Annotated in this window: 21 protein-coding genes and 1 other annotated feature; of the genes, 11 read left to right on the top strand and 10 right to left on the bottom strand. The window is 64.6% G+C overall.

Annotated elements, in window-relative coordinates:
* From ACFQXB_RS00795 to ACFQXB_RS00760, 8 genes are read left to right on the top strand one after another with little or no spacing between them, the layout of a single operon-like run.
* A complete protein-coding gene (locus ACFQXB_RS00795; protein ID WP_377397646.1) occupies nucleotides 1-639 on the top strand; it encodes a ribonuclease D in 639 nt (212 codons plus the stop codon).
* A 13-nt stretch (nucleotides 640-652) separates the two neighbouring features.
* Nucleotides 653-1,615, top strand: a complete 963-nt coding sequence (locus ACFQXB_RS00790) for a KpsF/GutQ family sugar-phosphate isomerase (RefSeq protein WP_377397644.1) — start codon at nucleotides 653-655, stop codon at nucleotides 1,613-1,615.
* A 3-nt stretch (nucleotides 1,616-1,618) separates the two neighbouring features.
* Nucleotides 1,619-2,218, top strand: coding sequence for an LPS export ABC transporter periplasmic protein LptC (gene lptC, locus ACFQXB_RS00785; protein WP_377397641.1), 600 nt, complete (start codon nucleotides 1,619-1,621; stop codon nucleotides 2,216-2,218).
* A gap of 10 nt (nucleotides 2,219-2,228) precedes the next feature.
* Complete coding sequence (gene lptA / locus ACFQXB_RS00780; RefSeq protein ID WP_377397638.1) at nucleotides 2,229-2,750, top strand: lipopolysaccharide transport periplasmic protein LptA; 522 nt, start codon at nucleotides 2,229-2,231, stop codon at nucleotides 2,748-2,750.
* Nucleotides 2,747-3,505 (top strand): LPS export ABC transporter ATP-binding protein, encoded by a 759-nt coding sequence (lptB, locus tag ACFQXB_RS00775; RefSeq protein WP_377397634.1) that lies wholly within the window; start codon nucleotides 2,747-2,749, stop codon nucleotides 3,503-3,505. Before lptA ends, lptB begins: the two co-directional genes overlap by 4 nt.
* Before the next feature lie 11 nt (nucleotides 3,506-3,516).
* Nucleotides 3,517-4,830: an RNA polymerase factor sigma-54 gene (locus ACFQXB_RS00770; protein WP_377397631.1), complete on the top strand. Its 1,314-nt coding sequence runs from the start codon at nucleotides 3,517-3,519 to the stop codon at nucleotides 4,828-4,830.
* A gap of 52 nt (nucleotides 4,831-4,882) precedes the next feature.
* Nucleotides 4,883-5,458, top strand: a complete 576-nt coding sequence (gene hpf, locus ACFQXB_RS00765; protein ID WP_377397628.1) for a ribosome hibernation-promoting factor, HPF/YfiA family — start codon at nucleotides 4,883-4,885, stop codon at nucleotides 5,456-5,458.
* Nucleotides 5,459-5,494: 36 nt separating this feature from the next.
* Nucleotides 5,495-5,959 (top strand): PTS sugar transporter subunit IIA, encoded by a 465-nt coding sequence (locus ACFQXB_RS00760; RefSeq protein WP_377397625.1) that lies wholly within the window; start codon nucleotides 5,495-5,497, stop codon nucleotides 5,957-5,959.
* Between the two features lie 578 nt (nucleotides 5,960-6,537).
* Here the strand turns inward: ACFQXB_RS00760 and ACFQXB_RS00755 are convergent.
* The 8 genes from ACFQXB_RS00755 to cysQ all read right to left on the bottom strand — a co-directional run bounded on the left by ACFQXB_RS00755 (nucleotide 6,538) and on the right by cysQ (nucleotide 15,907).
* On the bottom strand, nucleotides 6,538-7,941 hold the full coding sequence (locus ACFQXB_RS00755; protein ID WP_377397621.1) for a nodulation protein NodH: 1,404 nt from the start codon (nucleotides 7,939-7,941) through the stop codon (nucleotides 6,538-6,540).
* A 4-nt stretch (nucleotides 7,942-7,945) separates the two neighbouring features.
* Complete coding sequence (locus ACFQXB_RS00750) at nucleotides 7,946-9,634, bottom strand: DUF5927 domain-containing protein (protein ID WP_377397618.1); 1,689 nt, start codon at nucleotides 9,632-9,634, stop codon at nucleotides 7,946-7,948.
* On the bottom strand, nucleotides 9,631-10,641 hold the full coding sequence (locus ACFQXB_RS00745) for a glycosyltransferase family 2 protein (RefSeq protein WP_377397615.1): 1,011 nt from the start codon (nucleotides 10,639-10,641) through the stop codon (nucleotides 9,631-9,633). The genes ACFQXB_RS00750 and ACFQXB_RS00745 overlap by 4 nt, the downstream gene beginning before the upstream one ends.
* 51 nt (nucleotides 10,642-10,692) lie before the next feature.
* On the bottom strand, nucleotides 10,693-11,967 hold the full coding sequence (locus ACFQXB_RS00740; protein WP_377397612.1) for a glycosyltransferase family 4 protein: 1,275 nt from the start codon (nucleotides 11,965-11,967) through the stop codon (nucleotides 10,693-10,695).
* Nucleotides 11,968-11,976: 9 nt separating this feature from the next.
* Entirely contained in the window at nucleotides 11,977-12,870 is an 894-nt protein-coding gene (galU, locus tag ACFQXB_RS00735) for a UTP--glucose-1-phosphate uridylyltransferase GalU (protein WP_377397610.1), read from the bottom strand.
* Nucleotides 12,871-13,080: 210 nt separating this feature from the next.
* The gene (locus ACFQXB_RS00730) at nucleotides 13,081-14,313 is read right to left on the bottom strand and encodes a glycosyltransferase family 2 protein (protein WP_377397607.1); all 1,233 of its coding nucleotides are present in this window, start codon (nucleotides 14,311-14,313) and stop codon (nucleotides 13,081-13,083) included.
* Nucleotides 14,310-15,110 (bottom strand): 3-deoxy-manno-octulosonate cytidylyltransferase, encoded by an 801-nt coding sequence (locus ACFQXB_RS00725; RefSeq protein WP_377397604.1) that lies wholly within the window; start codon nucleotides 15,108-15,110, stop codon nucleotides 14,310-14,312. The genes ACFQXB_RS00730 and ACFQXB_RS00725 overlap by 4 nt, the downstream gene beginning before the upstream one ends.
* Nucleotides 15,110-15,907, bottom strand: coding sequence for a 3'(2'),5'-bisphosphate nucleotidase CysQ (cysQ, locus tag ACFQXB_RS00720; protein ID WP_377397601.1), 798 nt, complete (start codon nucleotides 15,905-15,907; stop codon nucleotides 15,110-15,112). The genes ACFQXB_RS00725 and cysQ overlap by 1 nt, the downstream gene beginning before the upstream one ends.
* 132 nt (nucleotides 15,908-16,039) lie before the next feature.
* Here cysQ and ACFQXB_RS00715 point away from each other — a divergent pair, with 132 nt between their 5' ends.
* On the top strand, nucleotides 16,040-16,861 hold the full coding sequence (locus ACFQXB_RS00715) for an ABC transporter permease (RefSeq protein ID WP_377397598.1): 822 nt from the start codon (nucleotides 16,040-16,042) through the stop codon (nucleotides 16,859-16,861).
* An 18-nt stretch (nucleotides 16,862-16,879) separates the two neighbouring features.
* Here the strand turns inward: ACFQXB_RS00715 and ACFQXB_RS00710 are convergent, their stop codons facing one another.
* Nucleotides 16,880-17,998: a baeRF11 domain-containing protein gene (locus tag ACFQXB_RS00710; RefSeq protein WP_377397595.1), complete on the bottom strand. Its 1,119-nt coding sequence runs from the start codon at nucleotides 17,996-17,998 to the stop codon at nucleotides 16,880-16,882.
* A gap of 170 nt (nucleotides 17,999-18,168) precedes the next feature.
* Nucleotides 18,169-18,220: a sequence feature (sul1 is cis-regulatory element that is thought to sense ions involved in sulfur or methionine metabolism; They are found in Alphaproteobacteria), on the top strand.
* 20 nt (nucleotides 18,221-18,240) lie between these two features.
* Between ACFQXB_RS00710 and ACFQXB_RS00705 the strand changes: the two genes are divergently transcribed.
* Together ACFQXB_RS00705 and ACFQXB_RS00700 are read left to right on the top strand one after the other, a co-directional pair.
* Nucleotides 18,241-19,725: a SulP family inorganic anion transporter gene (locus ACFQXB_RS00705; RefSeq protein ID WP_377397592.1), complete on the top strand. Its 1,485-nt coding sequence runs from the start codon at nucleotides 18,241-18,243 to the stop codon at nucleotides 19,723-19,725.
* A 12-nt stretch (nucleotides 19,726-19,737) separates the two neighbouring features.
* On the top strand, nucleotides 19,738-20,589 hold the full coding sequence (locus ACFQXB_RS00700) for a universal stress protein (protein WP_377397589.1): 852 nt from the start codon (nucleotides 19,738-19,740) through the stop codon (nucleotides 20,587-20,589).
* On the opposite strand, the gene ACFQXB_RS00695 is transcribed toward ACFQXB_RS00700, so the two are convergent.
* Entirely contained in the window at nucleotides 20,590-21,273 is a 684-nt protein-coding gene (locus tag ACFQXB_RS00695; RefSeq protein WP_377397586.1) for an alpha-ketoglutarate-dependent dioxygenase AlkB family protein, read from the bottom strand.
* Nucleotides 21,274-21,380 lie beyond the last annotated feature (107 nt).

Genomic DNA, 21,380 nt, shown 5'->3' with positions numbered 1-21,380 from the left:
ATGCGGGCCCGGCCCGCAGGGGGAACCGTGACGATTCATCTGCATCTCAATGACCTCCCTGACGGGCTCGACCTGGGGCCGGTCGTCGCCATCGATACCGAAACGATGGGGCTTAATCCGCACCGGGACCGGTTGTGCCTTGTCCAGCTGTCGGCAGGCGACGGTGATGCACACCTTGTGCAGATCGCGCGCGGCCAGACCAGCGCGCCCAACCTCTGCCGCATGCTGACGGATCCGCAGGTGCTCAAGCTGTTCCACTTCGGCCGGTTCGACATCGCGGCGCTGCTCAATGCATTCGGGGCGCTTACGGCACCGGTCTATTGCACCAAGATCGCCTCGAAACTGATCCGGACCTATACCGACCGTCACGGGCTCAAGTACCTGCTGCAGGAGCTTCTGGAGATCGACATCTCCAAGCAGCAGCAAACCTCGGACTGGGGCGCACCTGACCTGAGCGAGGCGCAGAAGGCCTATGCCGCGTCGGACGTGCTGTATCTGCACCGCCTGAAGGCTGCGCTGGACCTGCGGCTTGCGCGCGAAGGCCGCACCGGGATCGCCCAGGCGTGTTTCGATTTCCTTCCGGCGCGGGCGCAGCTTGACCTGACCGGCTGGCCGGAAGCCGACATCTTCGCCCATTGAACCGGAGCGGCCCATGAGCGACGAGATCTTCCTGACCACCGCCCGCCGCGTCATCCGCCGCGAGGCCGAGGCGCTGGAGCTTCTGGGCGAAAGCCTTGGTCCGACCTTTTCGGCCGCCGTCAGGCTGATCCTGGACACGAAGGGCCGGGTCATCGTGTCGGGCATGGGCAAATCCGGCCACATCGCCCGCAAGATCGCGGCTACTCTGGCCAGCACCGGCACGCCCGCACAGTTCGTGCATCCCGCCGAGGCCAGCCATGGCGACCTGGGCATGGTGGCGCGCGGAGATGTGGCGCTTGTCCTGTCGAATTCCGGCGAAACGCCCGAGCTTGCCGATATTGTCGCCCATACCCGCCGCTTTGCGATTCCCCTGATCGGCGTCGCCGCACGTGCAGACAGCACGCTGATCCGGCAATCGGATGTCGCGATCGTGCTGCCGCAGGCTGCCGAGGCCTGCGACACCGGGATCGTTCCCACCACCTCGACCACGATGACCCTTGCCCTGGGGGATGCGCTGGCCATCGCACTGATGGAGCACCGCCGATTTACCCCCGAGCACTTCCGGGTCTTCCACCCCGGCGGCAAGCTGGGCGCCCGGCTGGCGCGGGTGGGTGACCTCATGCATGGCGCACAGGACATGCCTGTCGTTCCCACAGGCGCCCCGATGAGCGAGGCGCTGATCGCCATCAGCCGGAAGGGCTTTGGCGTGGTAGGCATTATCGATGCCAACGGCGGATTGGCTGGCGTCATCACAGACGGCGACCTTCGCCGCCACATGGAGGGCCTGCTGGCGCGGCGCGTGGACGAGGTGATGACCCGCAGCCCCCGGACCATCGGCCCCGAGGCCCTTGCCGAGCGCGCCGTCGCCGTGATGCAGGAGGCCAAGATCACCAGCCTGTTCGTCCTGGATGACGAAAGCCGCCGCCCCCTGGGCATCCTTCACATCCACGACTGCCTGCGCGCCGGGGTCGCCTGAGCCATGGCCGGGCGGCAGAACAGCTACTCACGGCTGGTCGCGGGGCTCAAGATCACGCTTCCCCTGGTCGCGCTGGCGCTTCTGGCCACGCTGTTCCTGTTTTCGCGCAGCATCGACCCCAGCCGCGCAATCCCCTATGCAGCGCTGGATGTCGAACAGCTTGCCCGCGAACCCCGCATCTTCGAGCCGGAATATGCGGGCGTGACCGAGGACGGGGCAGCGCTCTCGATCCGGGCCCAAAGCGCGCAGACCAATCCCGCCCGTCCCGCGCAACTTGAAGCCACCAGCGTCGAGGCGAGGATCGACACGCCCGATGGCGGTTTCGCGGCGATCACCTCGAACAGCGGCATCATCGACGATGTGGCAGGTGAAGTTCAGCTTGAGGGTGCCGTTCGCGTCATCACCGGAACCGGCTACCGGATCCGGACCGAGGCACTTTCGGCTGCGCTGGACCAGACCCGCCTCGACAGCCCCGGCGAAATCTCGGGCGAAGGGCCACCGGGGCACTTCACTGCGGGCCGGATGGCGCTGATGCAGCGCCCGGACAGTTCTGACTATGTTATCATTTTCAACGGTGGTGTCCGGCTGATATATGAGCCGTGAAAGGAACGTCATGCAGCGACTTGCCCGCCCCTTCTGCCTTGCCCTTGCCCTGCTTGTTCCGGGACTGCCGCTGCCTGCCGTGGCACAGGGCGCACAGGTGGCCTTTGGCACAATGCAGGCCGATACCAGCCTGCCGGTCGAGGTAACCGCCGATCAGCTTGAAGTCGATCAGGCGGATGGAACGGCAGTATTCACCGGAAATGTCACGATCGGCCAGGGGGCGATGCGCCTTACAGCCGACCGTGTGCGGGTGGAATATGCAGCCGGCGGCGTGAACCGGATCGCGCGGCTTCTGGCCTCGGGCAATGTCACGCTGGCAAGCGGCAATGAGGCCGCCGAGGCGCAGGAGGCGGATTATTCCATTGACGACGGGCGCATCGTGATGACGGGTGATGTTCTCATGACCCAGGGACAGAATGCGCTGAGCGGCGAGCGAATGGTCGTCGACCTGACGCGCGGCACCGCCCTCGTCGAGGGACGCGTGCGCACCATCCTCGCCCCCGGGCAGAACGCGCCGCAGCCCGCCCCATGACGATGCCTGTTCCAGATCCGGTTGCCGCGCGGACGGGCCTTCAGGTCACCGGCCTGCGCAAAAGCTATCGCAAGCGCCCGGTCATCCGCGATGTGACGCTGCATCTGGGCCGGGGCGAAGTTGTTGCCCTGCTCGGGCCGAACGGTTCGGGCAAGACCACCTGTTTTTACGCCATTGCGGGGCTGGTGCCGGCCGAGGGCGGCGAGGTCACCATCGACGGGCGCGACGTGACCGGCCTGCCGATGTACCGGCGCGCCAAGCTTGGCATCGGCTACCTGCCGCAGGAAATGTCGATCTTTCGCGGGCTCAGCGTCGAAGACAATATCCGCGCCATCCTTGAAATCACCCATTCCGACCGGCACAAGCGGCGTGAACGGCTGGAAGAGCTTCTGTCCGAGTTCTCGATCAGCCACCTGCGCCGCGCGCCCGCGCTGGCGCTTTCGGGCGGCGAACGGCGCCGCGTGGAAATCGCGCGCTGCCTTGCCGCCGATCCGAAATACCTGCTGCTGGACGAGCCCTTCGCCGGGGTGGACCCGATCGCAGTGGGAGAGATCCGCGGCCTTGTGTCAAAGCTGCGCACCAAGGGCATCGGCGTGCTGATCACGGATCACAATGTTCGGGAAACGCTCGAGATCGTCGACCGCGCCTATATCCTGCATGACGGCACGGTGCTCATGAGCGGGACAACCCAGGAAGTGGTGCGTGACGAAAACGTGCGGCGGGTCTACCTGGGCCAGACTTTCCGCATTTCCTGACGGGTAACAGCGTGAAACCGGGCCTTCGCATCGTCCAGACCCAGAGGCTGGTTCTTGCGCCCGGAATCCGGCAGGCGCTGGCGCTTTTGCGGCTGCCCGCCGGCGACCTGCACGAGATCATCGCCCGGGAGGCTGCCGAAAACCCTTTCCTTGTAGTGGACGAACCCGTCCGCCCCCGCGGACCCCGGACCAGCGCCTATGACGTGGCGCTTGATACGCGCGCGGCCACACACTCGGTCCTCGCGCAGGTCTTCGACCAGATCGGCGCCATGAAGCTTGATCCGGCCCTCCGCGCGCTGGCGCTCCACCTGGTGGCCGATCTGCGCGAAGACGGCTACCTCGACACCCCCCTGGCCGAGCTTGCGGCCGAGCTTGGTCAGCCGCTTGCTACGCTGGAAGCCGCGCTCGCAGTCCTGCACGCCTGCGAACCGGCCGGCATCGGCGCGCGCAATCTCGCCGAATGCCTTGAGCTTCAGTTGCATGATCAGGGACTTGAGAGAGATCTGGCGCGACGGGTGGTCGCACAGATCGGCCTTTTCGCGCGGCCCGACGCTGCGCAGTTGCGGCGCGCCTTCGATCTGCCCGACCAGCGGATCGACGCGATCACCCGCATGGTGCGCAGGCTGCGCGCCCGGCCCATCGAACCGGAACCCGCCGCGGCCCAGCCGCTGGTGCCGGACCTTGTGGTGACCGTTGCCGCCGATGGCCAGTTCGAAATGACCCCGGGCCGCGGCAGCCTGCAGGGGGTGCGGGTCAATGCGGCGCTGCGGGCCTCGGCGCGCGAAAGCGGTTTCGGCACCGAGGCGCTCGCACGCGCCGAGGCGCTGGTGCAGGCGCTCGACTATCGTCAGAACACGCTGCGCCGAATCGTCACCTGCCTTCTGCGCCATCAGGAACGCGCCCTGCGCGAGGGCGATGAACACATGCTGCCCCTGACCCGCGGACAGATCGCCGCCGAACTGGGGCTTCATCCCTCGACCGTCGGCCGGGCGGTCACGGGCAAGGCAATCGAGGTGGCCGGGCGGCTCTGGCCGCTGGCCCGGTTCTTCGGCCCTGCCCTTTCAGCGCCGGGAGAGAGCGAGGTTTCAGCCTTCGCCGTGCAGCGCAGCATCGCGCGGCTGATTGCCGCAGAGCCGCCCCTGGACCCCTTGTCGGACGCCGAGATTCAGCGACGCCTGCTTGCGGAAGGCGTTGACATATCACGCCGAACTGTCGCCAAATACCGGGGATGCCTGCGCATCCCGGCATCGCATCTGCGCCGCAGGAAACGGGCGCAGCGCGTGCCGAACGGCACGGGGCCGGGCGGTGGAAAGGCATTGACTTGACGGCCCTTTGCGTCGCGAAGGCCGACCGGCAGACGAACCAGAAGGAGGTGTCATGCGGTACCAGATCAGCGGAAAACAGATCGACGTCGGGGATGCGCTTCAGACGCATGTGAAGACCGAGCTTGGCGAGGTGATGACCAAGTATTCGCAGCGCCCGACCGATGCCACGGTGGTTTTTTCCCGCGATGCACATGAATTCGTCTGCGAAGCCACCGTCCATCTGTCGACCGGACTTACCGCGCAGGCCAAGGCCAGCGCGACCGAGATCTATGCCGCTTTCGATGGGTGCCGCGAGAAGATGGACAAGCAGCTGCGCCGCTACAAGCGCCGCCTGAAGGACCACCACCGCGCCCGTGCACAACCGGTTGAATTCGGCGGCGCACAGTCCTATATCCTCGCCGCATCGGAAGGACCGGAGGATGCCGAGCCTGACACGTTGCAGCCGATGATCATCGCCGAGATGGAAACGCGCATCCCAAGCGTTTCGGTGGGCGAGGCGGTGATGCAGATGGAACTGTCGGGGTCGCAGATGCTGGTGTTTCGCAACGAAGGCCACGGTGGGGTGAACGTCGTATATCGCCGCGAAGACGGCAACATCGGCTGGATCGACCCGCGCAACAGCAAATAGCGCCCGCAACGTCGGGCGCGGGAACGTTAACGGTTCATGAATCTGTCAAAACTACTCGAACCCGGAGCCATCAAGGTCTGCGGACACCTGACAAGCAAGAAGCGTCTCTTCCAAGATCTGGGAGAGATCGCCGCTGCGGCCTATGGGATCGATGCCAGCACAGCCGTTGACGCGCTGCAGGAACGCGAAATCCTGGGTCCGACGGGTGTCGGCCATGGAATAGCCCTGCCGCATGCACGTATCGACGGGCTGGACCGGGTTGTAGGTGTGTTCCTGCGCCTTGAACGACCTCTGGATTTTGATTCGGTCGATCGGCAGCCGGTCGATCTGGTCTTTGCGCTTTTCGCCCCCAAGGATTCGGGCGTAGAGCATCTGAAGGCACTTGCGCTTGTGTCGCGCACCATGCGTGATCCCGGCATCTGCACCAAACTGCGTGCAAACGCGGATCCCGCCACCCTGCACGCGATCCTGACCGAGAGCCGCGACACCCGCGCGGCCTGAGCGATCCCCCCTCCAGCGGCCAAGGCCTGATCCCATTCGAACCGTTGCGAGGGATCAGAAGGGGCAGACTGGTCTTTGGATCACCCCGAGATCCGGATGCGTTCTGAAGCGGAATGCCGGCCGGCGGCCTCGGCCTCGATGCGAGGCAGGGTCCGAGGCTGGACGCCGCCGCCAACGTGGCGCCACGGCCTGGTTCAGGGTCGGGCGGGCCTGCTCTGCACGATCCCCACACGCCTGCCGCGTGCCTCGGCGATCGGCATGAACGGACGCCCTCCTGCAGCGCGGTCCCGCTCGGCGGCTTGGCGCCCCGCGCGGCGGGGTTCAGGCGTGAAAGGGCTCTGGGCGTCCGGCCCGGGAGGTGGGGGGAATGGAACCCACAGCGGCATCGGCGGGAGGGCGAGACCGAGGGTCGTGCGGGGGATCGGCCGGCCGAGATGCGCCCTGCGCGGCATGATGTGCGTTTTCCAGCAATGGACGCCAGCACCCTATCTGGCCCAACCGCCGGACCCTCCGCCGCAGCCAGCGACCGCTCCAGGCATGGCCAGGCACAACGCAGCTTGCGCAGGAACCGGCCCCGATCAGCCCCCCCAGGCGTCGAATCCGAAGGTCAGATAATCGCGCTGATAGGCATCCCGTGCCGCGGCCTCAAGCTCCTCGTCGTAGAACTCGGCCAGCGCATAGGGGGCGGAACTGCGCGGCTCGGGCAGTGCCGGTGCGGCGCGGCCGAACCGGGCGGCGAGGGTTGCAAGGCCTTCACCAAGTTCGTCTTCGCGCAGGATGAGGTCTGGCAGCAACAGCGACGACATGCCCTGAAGAACGGCGCTCTGGCTTGCCCAGGCGCTGTCGACGCGGATGCTGCTCTGTCCCGCCAGGTTGCCTTTCAGAAACCGCAGGAAAGCCAGAAAGGCATCGCGGTGCGCATCAAGGCTCTGCACTTCTCCCTCTCGCGGAAGGGCAACGCCATAGATCCGCGCCAGCGTTGCAGCGATATTGCCATAGCGGCCGCTGAGGATCGTTTCGCAAAAGGCCGCATGGGCACGCGCAAGAGGATGGCGCAGCACGGTAAAGCTGCGGTGTCCGGGATTGTCCTGCTTCCACTTGCGGATGGTCTTGTAGCTGAAGCCGCCCCTGACCTCCGCACTGTCCAGCGCCGCCATCCACTCCAGCACCTCGGCCTCGGGGCCGGAACGCACCGGAAGGTAGAGCAGCGGCGTGTGCGCAGCGGCGTGGAACGTGCCGATGGCATGGCCGCGGCGGGGTTCGAAATTCGGCGTTCGGCACAGGTTGAAGCGATCAAGCCGCGCCAGAGCCTGCTCCATCTCCTCGAAGTTCACGACCTTTTCGGAAATCTCTTCGGGGTTCTGTTTCTTCAGCTTGTCCGAGATCTTCTCGATGCGCCCTTCGATGCCGAGGTATTGCGCAAGACCGTTGAGCACCTTCACATCCTGGATATCTTCATAGGCGATGTAGAAGGCTGTCTGCCCCGAAACCTGAAGGCCATGCAGCAGCGTGACCTGAAAGGCCTGCAGGCGTTCAAGATGTTCCTCGAACTCGGCCGCATCGAACTCGGCCCTGGCGCTGCGCTGGTGACGAAGATCCGAAAGCTTCCACTGCCCGGTTGCGGCGGCGATCTTGCGCGACACATAGCTTTCGATCGGATTGCGCGTCAGGACGATCTTGGCGCAGCGCGGATCCTCCAGCACATGCGCCAGCACACGCGGATCATGGTCATGGAAAAAGCGGAAGCCCGGAAGGCCTTCGGTTTTTTCACGCATCCTGGCAATCAGGCGCAGCGGATCGTCACGCCGCTCCTCCATCGTTATGCCCATCATCTGCATCTTGTCCTTCTGCCCGATGAAATGCGGGTTGAAGGCTTCGCCGTAGCACTGAAGCTCGGAAAACTCGTTCAGGTTCGCCTCGAGGAAGTTCGAACCGGTCCGCATTTCTGCGAACAGCACGAAGTAATCGAATTTTCGGGTCATCAGATCATTCACCACGTGTTCTTGTCTGGCGGGCGCCCTGCCTTGGCGGGGCTACCCGGAAGTCGCCCATTACCAGGGGCTGCATTCCCTCGTTACGAAGGTTCTGCAGGAAGGCGCCGAAACCGTCCAGCGAAACCATGGGCGGCAGGACGCCCGGCGTCAGATGTGCACGCGGATTCATCTCGTCGAGAATCATGTGCAGGTGATCGCGCGGCGCGTCGATGAAATCCGCAAGCGTCCAGACATGAAGCCGTGCCTTGGTCCAGGGGGATCGCAGGACCTTCAGGAAATCCAGTTCGACCTGCTGCAGGCGCGCCGCCTCGCGGCGGATGTCGGCGAAGTTCCTGTTCGACCGGAACAGGGGAATCGCCCAGGCGCCGCTGATCACCGCGATCTGCGCGTTGTGATCCGTCGCCAGGAACCAGGTGAGCGCCTGGGTATCCCCCGGTCCGAACTGGAAGCACTGGCGTTCGCCGCGGGTGTTCCAGATCAGGCTGGTCAGAAAGCCCCGCGGCTCGCGATCACGCAGCGCGGCGGAATCCGACAAGCCACCGCGATAGACTCCCACACCGCCCGCATAATGCACCCGGTCCGGCGCGAACAGCTTGCCATGGACTGCCGTTCCGGTGACCTCGGCCATCCAGGGCTCGAACCCTTCAAAAAGCTCGGCGAAACCGGAAAAAAGCGAATAGGGCGCTGCCGTCTTGCTGTTTTCGCGGTCCGGGCGCGGAAAGCGGCTCTGCATGTAAAGGCCGGGGCGGCCCCGAGTGCGCCGCTCGAGCGCCGTCGAAAAGATCCGGTCGATCCGACCGGGGTTCGGTTCCGCACGCCGCAGTGCCTCCTTCTCCTCGCTCAGGAAAACCCGGTAGAGCAGGTTCGCCTGGGGCCAGATCTTGCGCGCGACAAAGCAGTCCGAGCGGCGCAGGAGCCGCAGATGATCGTCGTAAAAGATATGGGGCTTGCCCTGGAAATCGAACTTCGACAGCGTCAGCGACCGGCTTTCGATGGTGCGGGCGTGTAACCGCACAAGCGACTGGAAGTAGGATTCATCCGGAATCCAGACCTTGCGGAAGTAGCGGTCGTACTCGGCGCGGCGCGGATCGTTGAGTATCGCGCTCAGCGTCGCCCGCGACAGGCACCACCATTGCGACCCCAGATGCGGCACCACCCCCTTCGGGATTCGGCGGCGGATGCGGAATCGCCGCTGCAGCCTGACCGTCAGATCGAACAGCTTGCGCTGGCGCTTCCAGGAGAAGGGAAACCAGAACTGGAAACGTTCCCTCTCAAGCCCGTCCACCGTCCAGGACACATCCTCGGTGGTAACCGATTCGATGAAGTCGGTGGTTGGCCGCTGCGCAAGATAGTCGCGCAGCTCCTGAACCGGGCGCAGCGGCAGGCAGGATCCCGAGGCATGAAAGACGTGATCGACCTTCGGAAATTCGCGCAGCATCATCCGGGCCGCAGCCTGTGTAGCCGTCACCAGCGACCAGGTCCCCCATTCGCAGCTGTGCCTTTCACAGAACCGGACGTTCGGCAGGTCGGACAGCTTGCGCACCAGTTCATCATAGGAACGCCTGCGCACCCTCCGATCGACATGCAGCACCACCGGGCAATCGGCCCGCGCCCAATGCCGCGCCACCTGCGCCGCGCGGTTGAGCGCGGTGTGACACAACATGATGAAGCCCACGCTCATACCCAGTTCCCCTTGGACATGAGGCCGAGGATCTCCAGCTGGCGCCAGTTGTCGTAATGCTCGGAGCATTCCGTCCAGAAGACGGGGTCGTCCTGCAGGCCCTCGTGGTAGGCCTTGTATTCGTGGCTGCCCGCGTAATGCTGCCGGCGCACCATTTCCTCCTGCGACTTGGCGACAAAGGTGTCGATGAACTTGGCGTGCAGGAGGCAGCCCGAGGCCTTTTCCCCGCCCCATTCATCATAGACAAGGTTCAGCCCGCGCGGCAGCAACATATGGGTCGAACTGACATAGGTGTATTTGCGGTGCCACTTGACCAGCGGGATCTTGTTCAGGGCAGGCGCCCGTTCGGGCAGGTCGCGGAAGAACATCCGGGCCCGGGGCCCGCCCTGGATCCAGAGATTCCCGAACCGCGCGTTGCGCTTGATGGCGTAATTGCCGCTGTCGAACCAGCAGGCGATCTCGAACGGATCCTGACCTTCCTGATAGGGAACCTCGTGGATCCGCCCCTTGGGATACATGTCAAGAAGCATCGCGCTGAAGGAGCGCACCGAAGAGGCATCGAGCCAGTCCGTCAGGGCCTGGATGGGACGGGTGTCGCAGAACGGGTAGACAAGGAATTCGTCCACATCGACGACAAGCGTCCAGTGCTTGTGGCCGTAGGTGCTTTGCAGCCAGTTCAGCCAATCGACCCCGAACCGCGACCGCTTGTAGCTGCCCTCGGTGGTCCAGAGCGAGACGTCCGGCTGATCGGCGAGGTATTCGCGCGATCCGTCGTCCGAGCCGTTATCGACCATCAGGAAGTGGTTCACGCCCAGGTTGCGGTAATACTGAAGGAAATACGGCAGGCGGATCCGTTCGTTCCGCAGGGTCGAGAACAGCAGCACATCGGGCTTGCGGATCAGATCGGTACGGCGGGCAACGGGCACCAGTTCACGGCTTTTCCGAAGGGCGCGGAGCCTCCATCGCTTCCGCGCCAGCCGCAATCGGTATTTGGCAAGAAGTTCCAATCGTCCCCATCCAGCAAGGCGCTGCAACCATAAGCAGCGCCCGCGATCCTATCAAGTCAGCTTCAACACCGACTGGAAATGCTTGTTCCAGCTTGGCAGATCCAAGATCGCGGCTGGCCGAGGCATTGCCTCGTCATCCAGCGCCTCGGCCAGCTTCCTCGCCCACTGATACCGGTCATGCACCGGGGCGTAAATGGGATAACTTCCGGCGAATTCGCGGTAGATGGGCAGGTCGTTGCAGATTACCGGAACGCCCAGCGCCGCAGCTTCGAGCAGGGGCAGGCCAAAGCCTTCCGCGTGGCTTGGAAACAGCAGGGCCCGCGCGCCTTGCAGCAGCGCCGCCACCGCTCCGTCATCCAGGCCGGCAAGCTCAATGACCGTATCCCCCATGAACGGCGCCTCATCCAGCCGTCGGAACAAAGCTTCGTTCTTCCAGCCGCGACGCCCGATGATGAACAGACGCGGGATGGAAGATGGGGGCAGCGCTTCGTGCATTTGTTGCCACAGATCCAGCAGCAGGGCATGGTTCTTGCGCGGCTCGATCGTGCCGATGGTCACGAACCACGGCCGATCGAGAGGCAGGCCCGGTGGCAGCTGTGCGGGCTCGGGACGCGGAGGCTCGACCGCAAGATGCGCGACCAAACCCTCGGGCACCCGCTCCATGCCGCTGAAATGGCGCTCGGCATCGCGGCGGCTTTGTTCGGAGTTGTAGATCACCAGATCGGCATGAGCCGAGACAGTCGCGAGACTGTCGGCAAAGCGTTCCACCTGCCCCGCCCCCGCGAACTGCGGAAAATCGACGGGAATCGTATCATGCAGGAACACCGTGATGCGCGCGCGCGGAACGGAACGGACTGCCTGCAGCACCCGTGGTTTCAGATTCGAGTGCCCGATGTTCAGATAGGCTGTGCCGGACGGCAGGTGGCGGCGCAGCATCGGCCCCAGCAGCGGCCCTGCGGCCCGCGCCAGCGCCAGACGCCGCACCGTTGACCGGGCGCGGCTGCGGGTGTCCCTTCCGCCGCGCGCGAGGATCCGCGCCAGAAGGTCGGGCCGGCCCCAGGGGGTATCGCCACTGATTCGGTCAGCAAAGGCGGCGATGCCGTGCCGGTCCAGAAGCACATCCACAGGCGAGGCGCGCATCAGCGCAAAAAGGGGCACATCTTCTTGCAGCAGGCGCCGGAGATAGGCCAGCTCCACCCGGTCGATACCCGTCAACGGCCCCTGCCCTGCGCGCGACAGCAGCCGCGTCAGGTCCAGCAGACGTGCAGGAGGGGGCGAACCCTCGTTCGCCCCCTCCCGAGCCGCGTCATTGGCTCGCAGCGTCATCACACCGGATTATTCGGCCGCGTTCTGGACTGCTGCCATTTCCTGCAGGAATTCCGAAAGCTCGTCGCGCAGATCGTCGCGCGCCAGGCCGAAGGCGACCGTCGCCTGAAGGAAGCCGGCCTTGGAGCCGCAGTCGAAGCGTTGCCCGCGGAAGCGGAAGCCATAGACGTTGTCCGATTCCTCGATTTCCTCGGCAATCGCGTCGGTGAGCTGGATCTCGCCGCCGGCGCCGCTGCGCATGCGGTTGAGGTTATTCAGCACCTTGGGATTGAGGATGTAGCGCCCGATCACAGCAAGATTGGACGGCGCCTCCTCGGCCTTGGGTTTTTCCACCATGCCACGGACTGAAACGAGCGATCCCATATCCTCGCGCACATCCAGAACACCATAGGATGATGCCTTTTCGGGTGGCACTTCCATGGCGGCGACCATGTTGCCGCCGGTTTCGGCATAGGCTTCGACCATCTGCTGCAGACAAGGCTTTTCGGCGGCGATGACGTCATCGGGCAGGATCACCGCGAAGGGCTCGTTGCCGATCAGGCGGCGCGCGCACCAGACCGCATGGCCCAGGCCAAGGGCCTTGTGCTGGCGCACATAGGCAATGGCGCCGCTGTCCATGTTGGTGGTCTTCAGCACTTCCAGCAGGTGATCCTTGCCGGCGCGGCGCAGCGAGTTTTCAAGCTCGGGGGCGTGATCGAAATAATCCTCGAGCGCGCCCTTGCCGCGCGAGGTCACGAAGATGAACTCCTTGATGCCGGCGGCGCGGGCCTCGTCGATCGCGTACTGGATCAGCGGGCGGTCAACCAGCGTCATGATTTCCTTCGGGATCGACTTGGTCGCCGGCAGAAACCGCGTGCCAAGCCCCGCGACAGGAAAGACTGCCTTGGTTACCTTGCTCTTCATGACGTATCCCCTAAATCACCTTGTTACCGAGAAAGCTGGCGATGTGTTCAACTTTCTGCACACGCTAACGTTCCAAGCTTACATCCATTCGGATAAGATAAACATCCGTTTGAAACAATTTTACTTATATAGTGCGCAAAGTTTCGCCAGTTTGCGACTCCGGGGCGTCATTTGCGGCACGTTCATGCACTTCTCTCAATGATTTGTTAATTAATTCATCGCTCGGAGTTCGGCAAGCCGCTGCAGCTCTGCTGCAACGCGGCATTCGAATCGCCAGAATCGGATCAGCGGCCCCTCCCGTTCCGAGCGGCCACACAGCCCGCCCTGTTGTTCCCAGATCCCGCTTTCCAGAAAGCGCATCCGGTGAAAGCCGGGGCCAGGATCCAGACAGAGGATTGTCGCAACCTCCCCCTTGGCACGGGCTGCGCGCGCCTGCTGGCGGAGCCTTTCCCGCTGCCAGCGCCAGCCGCTGAAAAGCCGACCGGGCCGCGGCCCGGTGTCGGGAAGCGGCAGGAAGGGCTCGCTGCCCTTGTCCGGAAGCGGCGCAAGCACCGGCAGGGCGCGGACGCGGCCCTCGGCGATGCCAGCCTCGAGGGTGTGCTGCAGGTGTCGCACATCGCGCGGCTCGAGCGTTCCGGCCACCATATGGCGCAACAGCCGCCGCCGCTGATCCAGGCGCAGCCGGTCAAGGGCGGCATCGTGAACCTCTGGTGTGGCGTGGCGGCGCAGAAAGACAGCCGTGCTTGCACCGATGTCAACCAGCGTCAGCGGCGCGCGGTTCGCGCGGCGGCGCCCGCTTGGCGCCGTGCCATGGTGCACCTGCGCCAGCGGCACGATCGCCGTCAGCGCCCCGCGCGCGGCAAGGCGCATGTTCACGTCGGTTTCGTCCAGATAGAAGGTATATGAAGGATCGAACCCGCCGATCTCGCACAGCAGATCGGTGCGAAACGCGCAGTTCGTCCCTTCCGTCTTGATCGCGCGACCCGGGCGACCGGCCAGAGTGGCGCCGGCCCGGGGGATATCAAGGGGCGCGGCATGCCCGGTTTCATCGACCGTCTGCGCCCGCCACTGGAAGGAAATGCCGTTTCGCCCCCGGACAAATCCACCCGCCGCCGCCACAGACCGATCCGCAAAAGGCGCGGCAAGGCGCGACAGCCAGGTGGGCTCGGGCACCGCATCATCGTCGATGAAGGCCACCACCTCGCCCGCGGCACGCAGGATGCCGAGATTGCGCGCGGCGGAAATGTTCGGAATCTCGTAGTGACAGGTCTTGGCGGCAAGACCCAGATCCTGCACCTGCGCAAGCCCGGCGCCGTCGGCGACCACGATCACCTCGAAGGCGGGGTGATCCTGCTGCATCAGTCCCAGCAGGCACAGTCGCAGATGGGCAGGCCTTCCCCGGCTGACGACGATCACACTCGCCGTGGCGGGCCTTTCGGTCATTCCATCCCCATCTCGGCCATCATTGCCTCGATGCGCGGCACATCCTCGGGGTTGTTCAATTCCCAGAACTGGCGGCCGCGCGCCTCGACCTCGACGCACAGCACGGGGTGACCATTTTCGAGGAAGCGCAGCTGCTCCAATCCCTCGAGCTGCTCGAGCAGCCCCGGCGCCCAGCGCGGATAGGCGGCAAGGGCATGGGGCCGGTAGGCATAGACGCCGACATGATGAAAGACCGGGGTCGGCGCATCGGCCGCATAGGTTCGCGCCGTGAAGGGAATCACCTCTTTCGAGAAATAGAGCGCGCGGCGGGCGGAATCGAAGACAGCAGTGGTTCCCCCCACCCGGCCCGCGCGCCGATCCTCAAGCAAGCCGGCAAGCGCGCGCCCGTCGCAGCGCAGAACGGGCGTGGCCATTCCCGCGTCAGGATCCTCTGCAAGGCCCGCGATCAGGGCCTCTACGAACCAGGGCGGGGTCAGGGGCGCGTCGCCCTGCAGGTTCACGATCACTTCGTGCCCTTCGCCCAGCGCCGCCATGGTTTCGGCGCAGCGTTCGGTGCCGTTGGCGCAGGCCGCCGAGGTCATCACAACCTCGGCGCCAAATCCGTCGCAGGCCGCACGGATGCGGTCGTCATCGGTGGCCACCACCACCCGGTCCGCACCCCGCACCGCCTGCGCCGCCCGCCAGGACCGTTCGATCAGCGTCCGCGCCACCCCATCCGCGCCCCGCAACGGCACCAGCGGCTTGCCGGGATAGCGCTGCGAGGCAAAGCGGGCGGGGATGACGATCAGAACGGACATCAGGACGCTTTCAGATCTACGCCGGGCGCATAGGCGATGAAGAACGGGTTCTCATAGCCCGCCTTGCCATAGGTCAGCGGCAAATGATCGTCGAACCGGACAACCTTTCCGCCCGCGCCAAGAAGAACCGCCTGACCCGCGGCGGTGTCCCACTCCATCGTGCGGCCCAGCCGCGGATAAAGATCGGCCTCGCCCGTTGCGACCAGGCAGAACTTGAGCGACGATCCGGCGCTGGTCATGTCCCTGACCGCATACTTGCCGATATAGGCATCGGTCGCGGCATCGCGGTGCGACTTGGAGGCCACCACCATCAATGCGCCATTGTCGGGGCGTCCCACCGACAGCGGCGTCAGCGTGCCGGCGCGGGTGATATCGAAGGGGCCCTGTTCTTCCACGGTCACGCCATCTGCGCCGGTATAGAACAGCCGCTCCTTGGCCGGCGCATAGACCACGCCCCGCGTCGGCACACCGTTTTCGACCAGCGCGATATTGACAGTGAAATCGCCCCGGCGCTGCACGAACTCTTTCGTGCCGTCCAGCGGATCGACGATGATGAATGTGTCGGCAGCCTTGCCATGGGTAGCGGCCTGTTCCTCGGTCACCACCAGAATATCGGGGAACGCCTGCGCAAGCCCTTCGGCGATCAGCGCATCGGCGGCCTCATCCGCCTCGGTCACCGGGCTCGCGTCGGATTTGGCGCGGACATCGAAATCCTCGGCGCCATAAATTTCCATGATCCGGTCGCCCGCCTGCAGCGCGAGGCTCCGGAAACACTCGACAAGGCGTTGGTAATCCATACTCTCTCCTGACCTGCGCGCCCGATGGGCATGCGCGTTGAACAATCCGCCCTTCCCCTTTATCATCGCATGATCAGGCATCGGCAAGATGACCGGCGCACTTTCGCGCCCCGCCGCATCGACAGGTCAGGCATGTTTCAGCGCAGCGCACCAAAATCCAAGCTCCACTCTGCCGCGTCATTGCTGGAACTGATCTATCACAGCACCGTGCGCCACATCCGGAAATCGCATGGAAACGCGGTGATCGGGTTGTTTCTGAACATCATCCAGAGCCTCGTTCTGGTGATCGTCTTCTACTTCATGTTCTCGGTTCTGGGGCTTCGCGGCAGTGCGGTGAGGGGCGATTTCATCCTCTACATCATGTCAGGGATCTTCCTGTTCATGACGCATATCAAGGCAATCGGTGCCGTCGCGGGTGCCGAGGGGCCGACATCGCCGATGATGCACCACCTGCCCATGAACACAATCGTCGCCATCACGTCGGCGGCGCTTGGCACGCTTTATATCCAGGTGCTTGCGATGGGCGTGATCCTGTTCATGTATGACGTTCTGGCCAGCCCCATCACCGTCTACAAACCGGCGGCGGCGTTTTCCATGCTGTTGTTGTCGTGGTTTTCGGGCTGCGCGATCGGAATGCTCTTCCTGGCGTTGAAGCCCTGGTTTCCCAGTGCCGTCGCGATCGTTTCGCAACTTTACACCCGCGCGAACATGATCACCTCGGGCAAGATGTTCCTCGCCAACACCATGCCCGGCTATTTCATCGCGATGTTTTCATGGAACCCGCTGTTTCACACGATCGACCAGGCGCGGGGCTTTACGTTCATCAATTACAATCCCCACTATTCCTCTGTTTCCTATCCGATCTACTTCTCGCTGGCCTGTCTCGTCATCGGACTGATGGGCGAGTTCTTTACGCGCCAGCGCGCCTCGATCAGCTGGTTCGCGCGGCGCTAGGCACCGCGCGCGCCGATATCAGACGGCATAGCGCAGCACCGCTGCAAGCGCAGCGTCCTGCGGAATATCGGCGCGCCGGACGCCCAACACCCGCCCGCCACTCGCCAGCACGCGGCCCGCGATCTCATCAACCACGCCATAGTTGGTCGCGTTGTCTTCGGCATCGAAGGTGACCGCGCCGGCCTCGTCCACCGTTCCAGCCACCACATCGTCGATATCGACCAGAAGCGTGTCGATCGCACCGAAGGTCGCAGCCCGCGCAGCATCGGAAATATCGGTGATCGCCCGCCCCTCGGACTGACGGGCGGCAAACAGGTCATGAAAATGCCGAATGGTATCCTGATGCAGCCGGTCCAGAATGGGGCGTGCCGCCTCGGCCAGCGCCGAAGGCGTCTCGTTCACGGGGCTGGTCTCGATCATGCCCTCGGACAGATGTGGATAGCTGCTGACCGAGCGGAAGATCGATTTCAACGGCTCGGCCGCGGCAAGGATCAGCGGCTCGGTCCGACCCGACAGGATCGGCCGCAGGGCGGCATCAATCTGACGGCAGAAGTTGCGCAGCAGGATCTTCTGCCCTTCGCTGGCATGGATGCGCCCCGAGGCCGAGCGGGAGTTGACGCTGGCTGTGTGGTTGGCATCGGCAGCCGTCTTGGGCATGTCCGGAACCCGGACGGTTTCCGCCGGCAGATCACCGGTCACTTCGATCAGCCGCACCTCGTTTTCCGCCAGTGCCAGGACGAAGGCGTGCTGCGGAACCGAGACGGCCCGGATCAGCGGCTTGAGGTGAAAGCGGTCCGAAACCTGCACAAGCTCCGGCAGACGGTTGGGCAACCGGAAGGTTCGGATCCGGTCGGGCGTCACCAGAACGGCCAGGCTGTTGGCCTGATGCGACCAGAAGCCATCATCATCCAGAAGGTCATTGACCTGTTCGGCGATGGGCCAGATCGTGCGCTTGGGCGTTCCAGCGGCTTCAAGCTGCTCTTCTGCTTCCTTCAGCATATGGCCAAGGCGCAGGCGCGAGGTTTCGATATTCTGGGTTTCGGGGGTGGTGTGGAGATAGATCGATACGCTTGCCTCATGCCGGCTGGACACGAGGTTCTGCAATTCCGGCTGGGTCGGAATGTCGACATAAAGCATATGGGGCTCCTTCTGAAATCTGTGCACGGCAACACCGGACGACGCGCGCCCTTCCCTGCCAGAGGCTGGGCCGGGTGCCTGCTTCGAGGGCAACGCGGCTGCGCAGGTGAGGTTCCGCCACCGCCCGGGTTGACTTTCAAAACCCGAAGGGGCAGGCCCGAGGGGGCGAACATGGACCGGCCGCGCCGGTGGCTACGCCGGGCGCCTATCCCCCGGCCAACTCTGACAACAGAGATGACCTGATGATCCTGAACGATCGTGTGAGACGCGAGTGGATTGGCAATCCGCGCACCGAGCTGCTTTCCGGCCTTGTGGTGGCCCTTGCACTTATCCCCGAGGCCATCGCCTTTTCCATCATCGCCGGCGTCGATCCCAAGGTCGGGCTTTATGCCTCGTTCTCGATCGCGGTGCTGACGGCGATCGTTGGCGGGCGGCCCGGCATGATTTCAGCCGCGACGGCGGCAACGGCAGTGCTGATGGTCACGCTGGTGCGCGATCACGGGTTGCAATACCTGCTTGCGGCGACGGTTCTGGCCGGGCTTTTGCAGATTGGTGCCGGCGCGCTGCGGCTGGCCTTCGTGATGCGCTTCGTGTCCCGCTCGGTCATGACAGGCTTCGTGAACGCGCTCGCCATCCTGATCTTCATCGCGCAGATCCCTGAACTGACGAATGTGCCACCGCTGACCTACGTGCTTGTCGCGGCTGGGCTGGGTGTCATCTACCTGTTCCCGCTCCTGACCCGCGCGATCCCTTCACCGCTGGTCTGCATCCTGTGTCTGACCGCGCTGGTCTGGGCGCTGGGGCTCGACGTGCGCACCGTCGCCGACATGGGCGCGCTGCCGGATACCTTGCCGATGTTCCTGATCCCGCAGGTGCCCCTCACGCTCGGGACGCTGACCATCATCCTGCCCTATGCACTTGCCGTCGCGGCCGTGGGCCTTCTGGAAAGCCTGCTGACCGCCCAGCTGGTTGACGAACTGACGGATACGCCCAGCAACAAGAACCGGGAATGCATCGGGCAGGGCGTCGCAAACAGCGTGACCGGCCTCATGGGCGGCATGGCGGGTTGTGCCATGATCGGCCAATCGATGATCAACGTGAAATCCGGCGGGCGGGCGCGGCTTTCCAGCCTGACGGCCGGGGTGATGCTGTTGTTCCTGATCCTTGTCCTGGCGGATTTCGTGCGCATCATTCCGATGCCCGCGCTGGTGGCGATCATGATCATGGTCTCGATCGGCACCTTTTCCTGGTCATCGCTCCGGAACCTGCGGACGCATCCGCTCAGTTCCTCGGCGGTCATGCTGACCACGGTGGTGCTGGTGGTCTGGACCCACAACCTTGCGATCGGCGTGCTTGCCGGGGTGCTGATGTCGGGGATCTTCTTTGCGGCCAAGATCAGCCAGATCTTTCGGGTCACCTCCGAGCCATCGGCCGATGGCCGCAGCCGCACCTACCGGATCGAGGGGCAACTGTTCTATGCGTCGGTCGAGCGTTTCTCGGCCTCGTTCGACTTCCGCGAGGCGCTGGACGAGGTGACGATCGATGTCAGCCGCGCCCATATCTGGGATATCTCGAGCGTGGCGGCAGTGGACATGGTGGTGCTCAAGTTCCGCCGCGAAGGCACGAAAGTGACGCTGGTGGGCATGAACGAGGCCTCGGAAACCATCGTGGACAAGCTGGCCCTGCACGACAAGCCGGGTGCGATGGACAAGCTTCAGGCGCATTGAGGAGAGACGATCATGCAGAAGATCACCGCCTTCATCGACGGATCATCCTATGCCGAAAGCGTCTGCGACCATGCCGTCTGGGCGGCGTCGCGCCTGAACATGCCGGTCGCGCTGGTGCATGTGCTTGGGCGACGCAGCGACGCGTCAAGCCAGCCCGCGGATCTGAGCGGCAACCTGTCCCTGGGCGCACGATCCGACCTGATGGAGAAACTGGCCCGCCTTGACGAAGAACGCGCGGCACTTGCCCGCGAACGTGGCCGCGCCCTTCTGGATGATGCCCGGGCACGGATCGGGGACGGCATCGAGGTCAGCACCCGGCTGCGCAGTGGCGATCTGAGCGACGCGGTGCACGAACTGGAACCCGAGACCCGATTCGCGATCATCGGCAAGCGCGGCGAGGCGGCAGATTTCGAGAAGATGCACCTTGGCTCGAATCTCGACCGGCTGGTGCGGATGGCAAACCGGCCCGTGCTGGTGGTATCGCGCAGCTTCCGCCCGATCGAGAGCTTCCTTCTGGCCTTCGATGCAGGCCCCAGCGCCCAACGCGCGGTCGAGCGGCTTGCGGAGGGCTCGGTACCGCGCGGCACGCGCTGCCATATCCTGACGGTGGGCGATGCCACCCCCGCAACCCGCGACCGCCTGTCCGCTGCGGCAGCCGCTTTGCGCAAGGCGGGCTATGCGGTGGAGGAACATCTTGTGCAGGGCCACCCGGAAGAGGCCATTGCCCGGGCGGTGCGGGAAACGGGGGCAGACCTTCTGGTCCTGGGCAAAAGCGGGCACTCGCGGCTGCGGCAACTGTTCATCGGCTCGACCACGCTTGACCTGATGCGGACCTGCCCTGTTCCGGTCCTGATCTTTCCCTGATCAGGTCACGATCCGAAGCGTAAGGTTGATACGGCCGCCCTGCGGCAAGAGGGCCGAGGACCGAAAGCGGATGCGGTCCACCCCGTGATGCACAAGGCGGCTTTCGCCACCCAGCACCACGACATCGCCCGAGCGCAGCCAGAGGCTTTCGGTGCGGCCGCCGCGTTCACGGTTGCCGACCCGGAACAACCCGTCGTCTCCAAGCGAGATCGAAACCACCGGGCAGGAGAAATCGGCCTCGTCCCGGTCCTGATGCAGCCCCATGCGCGCGCCTTCGCCGTAGAAGTTGACCAGAAGGCTTTCCGGCGCGCGGGCCGAGCCTGACACCGCATCCCAGATCGCAAGAACGCGCGCCGGAATTGGCGGCCACGGGCGGCCATCCGGCTGCTGCGCCGCATAGCCCTGAAAGCCACGGCCCGAGATCCAGCCGAACTGCCCGGCTGCCGTCATGCGCACCGACATCGGCCTGCCCCCCGGCGTCACCTGGGATGCAAAGGGCGCCTGCCGCGCAATGCCCCTCAGATCGGCGACAAGGTCGGCCTGTTCGGCTGGCGACAGAAACCCGGGCCAGACAGCCACGCCCCGCAGATGCAGTGCCGGGCCTCGCAGCGGGCCGGTTGCGGGGCCATCCGGGGCTTGCTCATCCGGTCTGCCGGGCCTGTTGCAATTCTGTTCATTTTTCATGGAACTCTTCCCCAAATCACAGGCGCGTGACGCTTGCAGCCCCCAAACCCCCTGCCTATATACCCCCTGAAGCCGGATCGGGGGCCACCCCGGCCAAAAATGGGATC

It is taken from the genome of Halodurantibacterium daqingense (assembly GCF_042666235.1).
GTDB lineage: Bacteria > Pseudomonadota > Alphaproteobacteria > Rhodobacterales > Rhodobacteraceae > Halodurantibacterium > Halodurantibacterium daqingensis.
The sequence above is the reverse complement of the archived record's forward strand: the minus strand, read 5'-3'. Positions and strand labels throughout refer to the sequence as shown.

Bases quoted from the DNA above. Each gene is read 5' to 3' on its own strand.
- galU (WP_377397610.1), bottom strand. From the start codon at position 12,870: ATGAAGAGCAAGGTAACCAAGGCAGTCTTTCCTGTCGCGGGGCTTGGC.
- lptB (WP_377397634.1), top strand. From the start codon at position 2,747: ATGACGATGCCTGTTCCAGATCCGGTTGCCGCGCGGACGGGCCTTCAG.
- ACFQXB_RS00730 (WP_377397607.1), bottom strand. From the start codon at position 14,313: ATGACCGAAAGGCCCGCCACGGCGAGTGTGATCGTCGTCAGCCGGGGA.
- ACFQXB_RS00740 (WP_377397612.1), bottom strand. From the start codon at position 11,967: ATGACGCTGCGAGCCAATGACGCGGCTCGGGAGGGGGCGAACGAGGGT.
- ACFQXB_RS00710 (WP_377397595.1), bottom strand. From the start codon at position 17,998: ATGCTTTATGTCGACATTCCGACCCAGCCGGAATTGCAGAACCTCGTG.
- ACFQXB_RS00750 (WP_377397618.1), bottom strand. From the start codon at position 9,634: ATGAGCGTGGGCTTCATCATGTTGTGTCACACCGCGCTCAACCGCGCG.
- ACFQXB_RS00755 (WP_377397621.1), bottom strand. From the start codon at position 7,941: ATGACCCGAAAATTCGATTACTTCGTGCTGTTCGCAGAAATGCGGACC.
- ACFQXB_RS00795 (WP_377397646.1), top strand. From the start codon at position 1: ATGCGGGCCCGGCCCGCAGGGGGAACCGTGACGATTCATCTGCATCTC.
- lptC (WP_377397641.1), top strand. From the start codon at position 1,619: ATGGCCGGGCGGCAGAACAGCTACTCACGGCTGGTCGCGGGGCTCAAG.
- hpf (WP_377397628.1), top strand. From the start codon at position 4,883: ATGCGGTACCAGATCAGCGGAAAACAGATCGACGTCGGGGATGCGCTT.
- ACFQXB_RS00705 (WP_377397592.1), top strand. From the start codon at position 18,241: ATGATCCTGAACGATCGTGTGAGACGCGAGTGGATTGGCAATCCGCGC.
- ACFQXB_RS00700 (WP_377397589.1), top strand. From the start codon at position 19,738: ATGCAGAAGATCACCGCCTTCATCGACGGATCATCCTATGCCGAAAGC.
- ACFQXB_RS00760 (WP_377397625.1), top strand. From the start codon at position 5,495: ATGAATCTGTCAAAACTACTCGAACCCGGAGCCATCAAGGTCTGCGGA.
- lptA (WP_377397638.1), top strand. From the start codon at position 2,229: ATGCAGCGACTTGCCCGCCCCTTCTGCCTTGCCCTTGCCCTGCTTGTT.
- ACFQXB_RS00695 (WP_377397586.1), bottom strand. From the start codon at position 21,273: ATGAAAAATGAACAGAATTGCAACAGGCCCGGCAGACCGGATGAGCAA.
- ACFQXB_RS00715 (WP_377397598.1), top strand. From the start codon at position 16,040: ATGTTTCAGCGCAGCGCACCAAAATCCAAGCTCCACTCTGCCGCGTCA.
- ACFQXB_RS00790 (WP_377397644.1), top strand. From the start codon at position 653: ATGAGCGACGAGATCTTCCTGACCACCGCCCGCCGCGTCATCCGCCGC.
- cysQ (WP_377397601.1), bottom strand. From the start codon at position 15,907: ATGGATTACCAACGCCTTGTCGAGTGTTTCCGGAGCCTCGCGCTGCAG.
- ACFQXB_RS00725 (WP_377397604.1), bottom strand. From the start codon at position 15,110: ATGTCCGTTCTGATCGTCATCCCCGCCCGCTTTGCCTCGCAGCGCTAT.